This window comes from Citrobacter sp. wls717 (assembly GCF_005280955.1).
Taxonomy (GTDB): Bacteria; Pseudomonadota; Gammaproteobacteria; order Enterobacterales; family Enterobacteriaceae; genus Citrobacter; species Citrobacter werkmanii.
In genome coordinates, this window is sequence record NZ_SZWW01000056.1 from 12,717 (window position 1) to 24,142 (window position 11,426).

The following is an 11,426-nucleotide window of genomic DNA, read 5'->3' on the forward strand; positions in this document are numbered from 1 at the left end:
TATCGCGATAAAAAAAGGGCCAGCCTTTCGGCCAGCCCTTTTCTAACAGGATGTCGCTTGCGCGAATCTTAGTTAAGACGCTCTTTGATACGAGCAGACTTACCAGTGCGCTCACGCAGGTAGTACAGTTTAGCTTTACGAACAGCACCACGACGTTTAACAGCAATGCTGTCAACTACCGGAGAGTGAGTCTGGAAGACACGCTCAACGCCTTCGCCGTTGGAAATTTTACGAACAGTGAATGCAGAGTGCAGACCGCGGCTACGAATAGCGATAACCACGCCCTCAAATGCCTGCAGACGTTTTTTGGAACCTTCAACAACCCATACTTTCACTTCCACGGTATCACCCGGACGGAAGGAAGGTACGTCCTGCTTCATCTGTTCTTGTTCAAGTTGCTTAATAATGTTGCTCATAATTTAATCTCTTATCCTGGGTAAACTGATATTGGGGGCTTACGCCTGCCCATCATGTTTATGTTGCTGTTGTGCGTGTTCCTTTTTGAACTCCGCCAGCAACCTTGCTTGCTCTTCAGTCAGAGCCAGGTTTTCCAGAAGTTCAGGTCTTCTAAGCCAGGTCCGGCCCAGCGACTGTTTCAAACGCCAGCGACGTATCTCAGCGTGGTTCCCCGACAGTAACACTGCCGGTACTTCCATCTGCTCTAACACTTCAGGTCGGGTATAGTGTGGACAGTCCAGCAACCCGTCAGCAAACGAATCTTCGATTGCTGATGCTTCATGACCCAGAACCCCCGGAATAAACCGGGAAACGGAATCGATCAGCGTCATTGCTGGTAACTCACCACCGCTGAGAACGTAATCGCCGATTGACCATTCTTCATCAATTTCGGTTTGAATCACGCGCTCATCGATACCTTCATAGCGACCACACACCAGAATCAGCTTTTGATTCGTGGCCAGTTCGCTGACGCCCGCTTGATCAAGCTTGCGTCCCTGAGGTGACAGATAAATCACCTTTGCGCCTTCACCAGCCGCAGCTTTTGCTGCATGAATGGCGTCCCGTAAGGGTTGCACCATCATTAACATCCCCGGTCCGCCGCCGTATGGACGATCGTCCACGGTACGGTGCCGGTCATGAGTAAAGTCTCGAGGACTCCAGCTCTGGATGTTCAGCAGGCCATTTTTTACTGCCCGGCCAGTTACCCCGTAATCGGTAATTGCGCGGAACATTTCAGGAAACAGGCTAACGATACCTATAAACACAAGCCAATCCCCATAACGCCGACTTTTACCGTTTATCCGGTGGTTTAAAAACCAGGATCCCAATCTACTTCGATAGTACGAGTAGCGAGATCGACTTTCTTGATAACCTGCCCATCGAGGAACGGTACAAGACGTTCCTTGATACCAAACGCATCTTTCAGGTTTGCCTTGATGACGATAACGTCATTCGAACCGGTTTCCATCATATCGACGACTTTACCGAGATCGTAGCCTTCAGTGGTCACTACCTGGCAGCCCATAAGGTCTTTCCAGTAGTAGGAACCATCTTCCAGCGCTGGCAACTGCGAGGAATCCACGACAATTTCACAATTGGTCAGTAGATTCGCCGAATCACGATCGTCAACGCCTTTCAGCTTGATGATCAGATCCTGATTGTGGTGCTTCCAGCTTTCCAGCTGTACTTGCTGCCACTGACCCGCCTTCTGGATAAACCAGGGCTGATAGTCAAAAATGCTTTCGGCGTCTTCAGTGGAAGAAAACACTCTGAGCCAACCACGAATACCGTAAGAAGACCCCATTTTCCCCAAAACGATGGGTTCCACAGGAGCCTGCGCGGCGAGTTGCTTGCTCATCATGACCACCGTGACAGATTAAGCTGCTTTGTTTGCTGCTTTGATCAGCGTAGCTACGCGATCAGAAATAGTCGCGCCCTGGCCAACCCAGTGAGCGATGCGATCCAGATCCAGGCGAGTGCCTTCTTCTTTTTCGCTAGCGATTGGGTTAAAGAAGCCAACGCGCTCGATGAAGCGACCGTTGCGTGCATTACGGCTGTCGGTGACAACAACCTGGTAGAACGGACGCTTTTTAGCGCCGTGACGAGCTAAACGAATAGTAACCATAACATCCTCTTGTGTGAATAAAACACCGGGCCCCATCGAGGGAAGGGACCCGGTGTCATATTAAAAGCCCGAAAATTTTACTGATTTCTGGGAAAAAAGCAATCAACATGTGATGAAGCTTGATTCCAGGGCGTGACCGTTGCAGCCAGTTTGGCGTCGGCGTGCGCGCAGAAAGCGGAGCGTACACGCAGTACGTGAGCATTTCGAGCACACCCCGGTGCCGAAGTAGCAAGTGAGCCTGGCCGGGAAATTAGCGGCCCGGGAAGCCTGGCGGCATCATCCCCTTCATACTCCGCATCATCTTCGCCATCCCGCCTTTCTTCATTTTCTTCATCATGCGCTGCATGTCGTCGAACTGTTTCAGAAGGCGGTTAACGTCCTGTACCTGCATACCGCAGCCGGTAGCAATACGGCGTTTACGGGAACCTTTGATGATTTCCGGCTTAGCGCGTTCTTTCATCGTCATCGAGTTGATGATGGCTTCCATACGCACCAGCACTTTATCGTCCATCTGCGATTTCACATTGTCAGGGATCTGCCCCATACCCGGCAGTTTGCCCATCAGGCTTGCCATACCGCCCATGTTTTTCATCTGCTTGAGCTGCTCAAGGAAATCGTTGAGATCGAAGCCGTCGCCTTTTTTCAGCTTGCTGGCTAATTTCTCTGCCTGCGCGCGGTCAACTTTGCTTTCGATATCTTCGATCAGCGACAGCACGTCGCCCATGCCGAGAATACGTGAAGCAATACGATCCGGGTGGAACGGCTCCAGCGCTTCGGTTTTCTCGCCGACACCGAGGAATTTAATCGGCTTGCCGGTGATATGACGAATAGAAAGCGCCGCACCGCCACGAGCATCACCATCAACTTTGGTCAGCACCACGCCGGTTAATGGCAGCGCTTCGTTAAAGGCTTTTGCGGTATTGGCGGCATCCTGACCGGTCATCGCATCGACGACAAACAGCGTTTCTACCGGCTTGATAGAAGCGTGGACCTGTTTGATTTCGTCCATCATCGCTTCGTCAACGTGCAGACGACCGGCGGTATCCACCAGCAGCACGTCGTAGAATTTGAGTTTGGCTTCTTTCAGCGCGGCGTTGACGATATCGACCGGTTTTTGACCGACATCCGACGGGAAGAAGTCCACACCAACCTGCTCGGCCAGCGTTTCCAGCTGTTTAATCGCCGCCGGGCGATAAACGTCCGCGGAGACCACCAGCACTTTCTTCTTGTGCTTCTCACGCAGGAATTTCCCCAGCTTACCCACGCTGGTGGTTTTACCTGCCCCCTGCAAGCCCGCCATCAGCACGACGGCAGGCGGCTGAGCAGCCAGATTCAGGGTCTGGTTTTCTTCGCCCATTGCCGCAACCAGCTCGTTACGGACAATCTTGACGAATTCCTGACCCGGCGTCAGGCTTTTGTTAACTTCATGACCAACCGCTTTCTCTTTTACGCGATTGATAAACTCACGCACTACCGGCAGCGCTACGTCAGCCTCCAGCAGCGCCATGCGCACTTCGCGCAGCGTCTCTTTAACGTTGTCTTCAGTAAGGCGTCCACGGCCACTGATATTGCGCAGCGTGCGCGACAAACGATCGGTTAAATTATCAAACATTGTCTCTCGCCTGGGGTGGAAACGGTCGGTCGCGACAGCGACACATCAACAGAAATTTGTCGCAGTATAACATGAAGCCGCCTTTGTTGTTATGCAACGGTTGGAGCAGCGGTCACGTAACGCTATACTGCTTTTCTTTATCACTGGCCAACTGTCGACACCTAATATGCCCGTTTTTGCTCTGCTCGCCCTTGTCGCCTACTCAGTCAGCCTCGCGCTGATTATTCCCGCTCTGCTGCAAAAAAACAGCGGCTGGCGGCGTATGGCTATTCTTTCTGCGGTCGTCGCGCTGGTAAGCCATGCTATCGCCCTGGAAGCGCGTATCCTGCCCGGCGGTGAAAGCGGACAAAACCTGAGCCTGTTGAACGTTGGCTCGCTGGTTAGCCTGATGATCTGCACGGTAATGACTATCGTCGCTTCACGCAACCGTGGCTGGCTATTACTGCCCATTGTCTACGCCTTTGCTCTGATCAACCTCGCCTTCGCGACGTTTATGCCTAACGAGTTCATCACCCATCTCGAAGCGACACCGGGCATGATGATTCACATCGGGCTATCGCTGTTTGCTTACGCCACGCTGATTATCGCCGCGCTGTATGCACTACAGCTGGCCTGGATCGATTATCAATTGAAAAACAAAAAACTGGCGTTCAGTAATGAAATGCCACCACTGATGAGCATTGAGCGGAAAATGTTTCATATCACCCAGATCGGCGTGGTTCTGCTGACGCTCACTCTGTGTACTGGCCTGTTTTACATGCATAACCTGTTCAGTACTGAAAATATTGATAAAGCCGTTCTTTCTATCGTGGCATGGTTTGTCTATATCGTTCTGTTGTGGGGGCATTACCATGAAGGCTGGCGCGGACGTCGCGTCGTATGGTTTAACGTCGCAGGCGCAGTCATTCTGACGCTGGCCTATTTCGGCAGCCGTATACTGCAGCAGTTCGTGAGTTAAATCTTTAAGGAACCCTACGTGGAACACATCTCCACCACCACGCTCATTGTCACGCTTCTCATCATGGTGGTCATTTCCGCCTATTTTTCCGGTTCTGAAACCGGAATGATGACTCTGAATCGCTATCGTCTGCGGCATCGGGCCAAGCAGGGTAATCGTCAGGCAAAACGCGTTGAAAAGTTACTTCGCAAGCCGGATCGCCTGATAAGCCTGGTACTGATCGGGAATAACCTGGTGAATATTCTGGCCTCCGCGCTTGGCACGATTGTCGGTATGCGCCTGTATGGCGATGCCGGCGTCGCCATCGCCACCGGGGTGCTAACGTTTGTGGTGCTGGTTTTTGCCGAAGTACTGCCAAAGACCATTGCCGCGCTGTATCCAGAAAAAGTCGCCTACCCGAGCAGTTTTTTGCTGGCCCCCCTGCAAATCATCATGATGCCGCTGGTCTGGTTGCTTAATACCATCACCCGTCTGCTGATGCGCATGATGGGTATCAAAACGGATATCGTGGTGAGCGGTTCGCTGAGTAAAGATGAACTGCGAACGCTGGTGAATGAATCACGCTCCCAAATCTCACGTCGTAATCAGGATATGCTGCTGTCCGTGCTGGATCTGGAAAAAGTCAGCGTCGATGACATCATGGTGCCGCGCAGTGAAATCATCGGCATTGATATTAACGACGACTGGAAATCAATCGTGCGCCAGCTTTCGCACTCCCCCCACGGTCGTATTGTGCTGTACCGCGACTCACTCGACGATGCCATCAGTATGCTGCGCGTACGCGAAGCCTGGCGATTAATGGCGGAGAAAAAAGAGTTCACCAAAGAGACCATGTTACGCGCGGCTGACGAAATTTATTACGTCCCGGAAGGTACGCCCCTCAGCACCCAGCTCATTAAATTTCAGCGCAATAAGAAGAAAGTGGGTCTGGTGGTCAATGAATATGGCGATATTCAGGGGCTGGTCACGGTCGAAGATATTCTGGAAGAGATTGTCGGCGATTTCACCACGTCAATGTCACCGACGCTTGCCGAAGAGGTGACGCCGCAGAATGATGGCTCAGTGATCATTGACGGCAGTGCCAACGTTCGTGAAATCAATAAGGCGTTTAACTGGCACCTGCCGGAGGATGACGCACGTACCGTGAACGGTATTATTCTTGAAGCGCTGGAAGAGATCCCGGTTGCCGGCACGCGAGTGCGTATTGGGCAGTACGATATCGATATTCTCGACGTGCAGGACAATATGATCAAACAGGTACAAGTGTTGCCGGTTACACCGCTGCGCGAGAGCGTATCGGACCAGTGAGAGGAGTCCGGACCGGGTAGCGCATCAGCATTACCCGGCCCGAGGCTGATTAGCCTTTGGCTTTCGCCACGGAGACCATCGCCGCACGGATGGTACGTCCGTTCAGGGTATAGCCTTTCTGCATGACCATCAGCACATTACCGGCAGCAACGTCGTCAGACTCTACCATTGCAATGGCCTGATGCACGTTCGGGTCCATCGGCACATCGATATCCGCAACCACCTGCACACCAAACTTCGCCACCACATCCAGCATTGACTTACGCGTCAGCTCAATACCTTCAATCATCGGTGCCATCGCATCATTGTCTTTGTCCGCTACTTCCAGCGCACGATCCAGACTGTCCAGCACCGGCAGCAGCTCGTTGACGAATTTTTCCAGCGCAAATTTATGCGCTTTTTCTACGTCCAGTTCGGTACGACGACGCAGGTTTTCCATTTCCGCTTTGATACGCAACACGCTGTCGCGTTCGCGAGTTTCGGCCTCAGCAAGCTGAGCTTCCAGATTCGCAATTTTTTCATCGCGCGGATCCACCTGCTCAGCAGAAGCGTCTGGTTCAACCGCCTCAACTTCTTCGTGCTGATCCATGATAATTTCTTCCGGGGCTTGCCCCTCAGGCGTTTTCTGTTCTTTACTACTCATGAATTTCTCCGCGTTTTTTTCGCATTCATCTCGCTAACCTGGATTATTATGGGGATAAGATTCAGGGTTTCAAGGGAAGTACTCACATTGTCACTAATCTTCGTTACAAGGACCTCGAGAAAATGAACAATCATTTCAAGTGTATTGGCATTGTGGGGCATCCACGTCACCCCACTGCACTGACAACACATGAAATGCTCTACCGTTGGCTGTGCACCAAAGGTTATGAGGTTATCGTGGAGCAACAAATCGCTCACGAGCTACAGCTGAAAAATGTGAAAACCGGTACGCTCGCGGAGATTGGCCAGCAGGCAGACCTCGCCGTAGTCGTCGGTGGCGACGGCAATATGCTGGGCGCTGCGCGTACCCTGGCACGTTATGACATCAAGGTTATCGGCATTAACCGTGGTAACCTCGGTTTCCTCACCGACCTCGATCCAGACAATGCCCACCAACAATTAGCCGACGTGCTGGAAGGCCACTACATCAGCGAAAAACGCTTTTTACTCGAAGCCCAGGTATGCCAGCAGGATTGCCAGAAGCGCATCAGCACCGCAATCAACGAAGTGGTACTGCATCCAGGCAAAGTGGCGCACATGATTGAGTTCGAAGTGTATATCGATGAAATCTTTGCCTTCTCTCAGCGTTCCGACGGGCTAATTATCTCCACGCCTACCGGCTCTACCGCCTACTCGCTCTCTGCCGGAGGCCCAATTCTGACGCCATCTCTGGATGCTATTACGCTGGTACCGATGTTCCCGCATACGCTTTCTGCGCGTCCGTTGGTAATCAATAGCAGCAGCACCATTCGCCTGCGCTTTTCTCATCGCCGTAGCGATCTGGAGATCAGCTGCGACAGCCAAATCGCCCTGCCGATACAGGAAGGGGAAGACGTATTGATCCGCCGCTGTGATTATCATCTGAACCTGATACATCCAAAAGATTACAGCTATTTCAATACATTAAGTACAAAACTGGGCTGGTCAAAAAAATTATTCTAATTTAACGCCAACCTCTTTACTGTATAAAAAACCAGTTTATACTGTATGTAATTACAGTTATGGTTTTTCATACAGGAAAACAGCTATGTTGGCACAACTGACCATCAGCAATTTTGCTATCGTTCGTGAACTTGAGATCGATTTCCAGAACGGCATGACCGTCATCACCGGTGAGACAGGTGCGGGTAAGTCCATTGCCATTGATGCTCTCGGTTTGTGCCTGGGCGGGCGCGCAGACGCTGACATGGTGCGCGCAGGCGCTGCGCGAGCCGACCTCTGCGCCCGTTTCGCCTTAAAAGACACCCCAGCAGCTCTGCGCTGGCTGGAAGAGAACCAGCTTGAAGATGGCCGTGAGTGCTTGCTGCGTCGCGTGATCAGCAGCGACGGCCGCTCCCGTGGCTTTATTAACGGTACCGCCGTTCCGCTGTCACAGCTTCGTGAGCTGGGCCAGTTGCTGATTCAAATCCACGGCCAGCACGCGCACCAGCTTCTGACGAAATCCGAACACCAAAAATTCCTGCTTGATGGTTACGCCAATGAAGCATCCCTGACCCAGGAAATGACCGCGCGCTATCAGCTATGGCACCAAAGCTGCCGCGATCTGGCGCATCATCAGCAACAAAGTCAGGAACGCGCAGCACGGGCGGAACTGTTGCAATATCAGCTAAAAGAATTGAACGAATTCAACCCGCAGCCGGGCGAGTTTGAGCAAATTGATGAAGAGTACAAGCGTCTGGCTAACAGCGGGCAATTGCTCACCACCAGCCAGCAGGCGCTGGCTATCCTCGCGGATGGCGAAGACATCAATCTGCAGAGCCAATTGTACACCGCAAAGCACCTGGTCACTGAACTCGCAGGCATGGACGGCAAACTTTCCGGTATCCTGGATATGCTGGAAGAGGCAACCATTCAGCTCAGTGAAGCCAGCGATGAACTGCGCCACTATTGCGATCGTCTGGATTTAGACCCTAACCGTTTGTTCGAACTTGAGCAGCGTATTTCAAAGCAAATCTCGTTGGCACGTAAACATCACGTCTCCCCGGAAGCGTTGCCGCAGTTCTATCAGTCTTTGTTAGATGAGCAACAGCAACTTGACGATCAGGCCGACTCGCTCGAAACCTTAACCCTGGCGGTGAACAATCACCACCAGCAGGCGCTGGAAACAGCAAAAAGGTTGCACCAACAGCGCCAGCATTATGCAGAGGAACTGGGACAATTCATTACCGAGAGTATGCATACCCTTTCGATGCCGCATGGTCTCTTTTGCATTGATGTAAAATTTGATGAGCATCATCTGAGCGCTGACGGCGCCGATCGCGTGGAGTTTAAAGTTACCACTAACCCGGGTCAGCCGTTACAGCCGATCGCGAAAGTTGCTTCTGGCGGCGAGCTGTCGCGCATCGCTCTGGCTATTCAGGTTATTACCGCACGTAAAATGGAAACCCCGGCGCTGATTTTCGATGAGGTTGATGTCGGCATCAGCGGTCCGACGGCTGCGGTCGTGGGCAAAATGCTGCGTCAGTTGGGGGAATCAACCCAGGTTATGTGCGTAACTCACCTGCCGCAGGTTGCTGGTTGTGGTCATCAACATTTCTATGTCAGCAAGGAAACTGACGGCGCAATGACGGAAACACACATGCAGCCGCTTGATAAACGCGCGCGTCTGCAGGAGTTAGCCCGCTTACTTGGCGGAAGCGAAGTCACGCGCAATACCCTCGCAAACGCAAAAGAACTGCTGGCGGCATAAACTTTTTTCCCTTGTGAAGGTCTGAGTTCAACATAAAATCGCCGACCGACCCGACAGCAAAAGGTTTTAAAGTGGTGAAAGGTCTATTATCATCGGCATATTACATATGAGCCGCGTACTGCTCGGGCCCGAAAAGGAATCAAATCACTATGCGCTGTAAAACGCTGACTGCTGCTGCAGCAGTACTACTGATGTTGACTGCAGGCTGTTCCACTCTGGAGCGAGTGGTTTACCGTCCTGACATCAACCAGGGAAATTATCTGACACCGACCGATGTCGCCAAAGTGCGTACAGGCATGACGCAACAGCAGGTTGCTTATGCTCTGGGTACCCCGATGATGTCCGATCCTTTTGGCACAAACACCTGGTTCTATGTGTTCCGTCAGCAACCTGGACATGAAGGCGTAACTCAGCAAACGCTGACGCTGACCTTTAACAGCAGCGGCGTATTGACCAACATTGATAACAAACCTGCCCTGACCGACAACAAGTAGGTTTGAGAGATCAAAAAAAGGTGCTCAATGAGCACCTTTTTTATTGTCTGTTATTTTTTAGCGGATTTCTCTGCTCGCTGCCTGCGCAGCTCTTTGGGATCGGCAATCAGCGGCCGATAAATTTCCACCCGATCGCCGTCATGCAGAACATCAGCAAGCTTTACCGGACGGCTGTAGATGCCCACTTTATTTTTGCTGAGATCGATATCATTACGCAATTCCAGCAGCCCGGAAGCGCGGATAGCCTCTTCCACCGTTGCGCCCTGCTGCAGCGTTACGCGCTGTAAATACTGTTTTTCGGGCAGCGCATATGCCACTTCAACGACAATTTTAGCCGACGCTGACACTGTAAACCTCTTTCGCGCGAACCGTGAAAGCCTGCACCATATTCGAAGCCAGCTCTTTAAAGATGCGGCCAAACGCCAGCTCGATGAGTTTATTCGTGAACTCGAAATCGAGATGAAACTCAATGCGACACGCGTCCTGGCTTAACGGCGTAAACTTCCAGCCGCCAATCAGTTTCTTAAACGGTCCATCGACCAGATGCATCAGGATGCTCTGGTTACTGGTCAGTTGGTTACGCGTGGTGAACGTTTTGCTAATCCCTGCTTTGGAGACATCCACTGCGGCAGTCATTTGTCCCGGAGTCGACTCCAGTACGCGGCTACCGGTGCACCCCGGTAAAAACTGGGGATAGGATTTAACATCATTCACTAACTGATACATCTGCTCCGCACTGTAAGGTACTAAAGCGGTCCGGCTAATCTGAGGCATAACAATTTCCATCAATATCAATCACACAAATAATACCATTTATCACTCGCTAAAAAAAACGCTATAGCCCAACTCGTGCTAAGATAGCGCCTTGCGCCCCGCTGGATGAAATGGGGTGTTTTTCGATTCCAGATTACCTATACTGAGCGGCATTATGACGAAGAAAAAAGCACACAAACCTGGCTCAGCCACAATCGCGCTTAACAAACGCGCACGACACGAATACTTTATCGAAGAAGAGTTCGAAGCAGGACTCGCTCTGCAGGGCTGGGAAGTCAAATCCTTGCGCGCAGGTAAAGCTAACATCGGCGATAGCTACGTTATACTCAAAGACGGCGAAGCGTTCCTGTTTGGCGCCAACTTCACACCGATGGCCGTTGCCTCAACACACGTGGTATGCGATCCCACCCGTACCCGTAAGCTACTGTTAAACCAGCGCGAACTCGACTCTTTGTATGGTCGTATGAATCGGGATGGTTATACCGTAGTAGCACTGTCGCTGTACTGGAAGAACGCCTGGTGTAAAGTAAAAATTGGCGTCGCCAAAGGTAAGAAACAACACGACAAGCGCTCCGACGTGAAAGAACGCGAATGGCAGGTGGATAAAGCACGTATTATGAAAAATGCCGGGCGATAACCTTCTTTTCTCTGTGGCCAGTCTATCATCATGATGACTGGCCTTTATTTTTTAGTTATTGAAAGCCGCACAATACATTCATAGTAATTATAGATTCCATTGCTGAATCGTTCAGTTAAAAATACGAACCCCAGCCTGCAGGCAAGCAGTAGTCCAATAAAATAAAACT

At 51.5% G+C, this 11,426-nt stretch carries 14 protein-coding genes; 6 read left to right on the plus strand and 8 right to left on the minus strand.

Annotated elements, in window-relative coordinates; translation table 11 throughout:
• Positions 1-68: 68 nt before the first annotated feature.
• The 5 genes from rplS to ffh form a co-directional block, all read right to left on the minus strand.
• The gene (rplS, locus tag FDX09_RS23535) at positions 69-416 is read right to left on the minus strand and encodes a 50S ribosomal protein L19 (RefSeq protein ID WP_006687325.1); all 348 of its coding nucleotides are present in this window, start codon (positions 414-416) and stop codon (positions 69-71) included.
• A gap of 39 nt (positions 417-455) precedes the next feature.
• Entirely contained in the window at positions 456-1,223 is a 768-nt protein-coding gene (gene trmD / locus FDX09_RS23540; protein ID WP_003031232.1) for a tRNA (guanosine(37)-N1)-methyltransferase TrmD, read from the minus strand.
• Positions 1,224-1,267: 44 nt separating this feature from the next.
• Positions 1,268-1,816 (minus strand): ribosome maturation factor RimM, encoded by a 549-nt coding sequence (rimM, locus tag FDX09_RS23545; RefSeq protein ID WP_003031230.1) that lies wholly within the window; start codon positions 1,814-1,816, stop codon positions 1,268-1,270.
• 18 nt (positions 1,817-1,834) lie between these two features.
• Entirely contained in the window at positions 1,835-2,083 is a 249-nt protein-coding gene (gene rpsP / locus FDX09_RS23550) for a 30S ribosomal protein S16 (protein WP_003031228.1), read from the minus strand.
• Between the two features lie 250 nt (positions 2,084-2,333).
• On the minus strand, positions 2,334-3,695 hold the full coding sequence (gene ffh, locus FDX09_RS23555) for a signal recognition particle protein (protein WP_006687321.1): 1,362 nt from the start codon (positions 3,693-3,695) through the stop codon (positions 2,334-2,336).
• Between the two features lie 166 nt (positions 3,696-3,861).
• Here ffh and FDX09_RS23560 point away from each other — a divergent pair, with 166 nt between their 5' ends.
• Together FDX09_RS23560 and FDX09_RS23565 are read left to right on the plus strand one after the other, a co-directional pair.
• Positions 3,862-4,653 (plus strand): inner membrane protein YpjD, encoded by a 792-nt coding sequence (locus FDX09_RS23560; protein WP_042313291.1) that lies wholly within the window; start codon positions 3,862-3,864, stop codon positions 4,651-4,653.
• Positions 4,654-4,671: 18 nt separating this feature from the next.
• Positions 4,672-5,961 carry an HlyC/CorC family transporter gene (locus tag FDX09_RS23565; protein ID WP_038642758.1) on the plus strand — a complete coding sequence of 430 codons (1,290 nt, stop codon included), beginning with the start codon at positions 4,672-4,674 and terminating at the stop codon, positions 5,959-5,961.
• Positions 5,962-6,010: 49 nt separating this feature from the next.
• Here the strand turns inward: FDX09_RS23565 and grpE are convergent, their stop codons facing one another.
• Positions 6,011-6,604, minus strand: a complete 594-nt coding sequence (grpE, locus tag FDX09_RS23570) for a nucleotide exchange factor GrpE (RefSeq protein WP_038642760.1) — start codon at positions 6,602-6,604, stop codon at positions 6,011-6,013.
• A 122-nt stretch (positions 6,605-6,726) separates the two neighbouring features.
• Here grpE and nadK point away from each other — a divergent pair, with 122 nt between their 5' ends.
• From nadK to bamE, 3 genes are all read left to right on the plus strand, one after another.
• Entirely contained in the window at positions 6,727-7,605 is an 879-nt protein-coding gene (nadK, locus tag FDX09_RS23575; protein WP_038642764.1) for an NAD(+) kinase, read from the plus strand.
• Positions 7,606-7,690: 85 nt separating this feature from the next.
• Positions 7,691-9,352 carry a DNA repair protein RecN gene (gene recN, locus FDX09_RS23580; RefSeq protein ID WP_137347947.1) on the plus strand — a complete coding sequence of 554 codons (1,662 nt, stop codon included), beginning with the start codon at positions 7,691-7,693 and terminating at the stop codon, positions 9,350-9,352.
• A 149-nt stretch (positions 9,353-9,501) separates the two neighbouring features.
• On the plus strand, positions 9,502-9,846 hold the full coding sequence (gene bamE, locus FDX09_RS23585) for an outer membrane protein assembly factor BamE (RefSeq protein WP_003826401.1): 345 nt from the start codon (positions 9,502-9,504) through the stop codon (positions 9,844-9,846).
• Positions 9,847-9,896: 50 nt separating this feature from the next.
• Here the strand turns inward: bamE and FDX09_RS23590 are convergent, their stop codons facing one another.
• Positions 9,897-10,193 carry an RnfH family protein gene (locus tag FDX09_RS23590; RefSeq protein WP_038642768.1) on the minus strand — a complete coding sequence of 99 codons (297 nt, stop codon included), beginning with the start codon at positions 10,191-10,193 and terminating at the stop codon, positions 9,897-9,899.
• Positions 10,177-10,620 carry a type II toxin-antitoxin system toxin RatA gene (ratA, locus tag FDX09_RS23595; RefSeq protein WP_038642770.1) on the minus strand — a complete coding sequence of 148 codons (444 nt, stop codon included), beginning with the start codon at positions 10,618-10,620 and terminating at the stop codon, positions 10,177-10,179. The genes FDX09_RS23590 and ratA overlap by 17 nt, the downstream gene beginning before the upstream one ends.
• A gap of 154 nt (positions 10,621-10,774) precedes the next feature.
• On the opposite strand from ratA, the gene smpB reads away from it, so the two are divergent.
• A complete protein-coding gene (gene smpB, locus FDX09_RS23600) occupies positions 10,775-11,257 on the plus strand; it encodes an SsrA-binding protein SmpB (RefSeq protein WP_043017973.1) in 483 nt (160 codons plus the stop codon).
• Positions 11,258-11,426 lie beyond the last annotated feature (169 nt).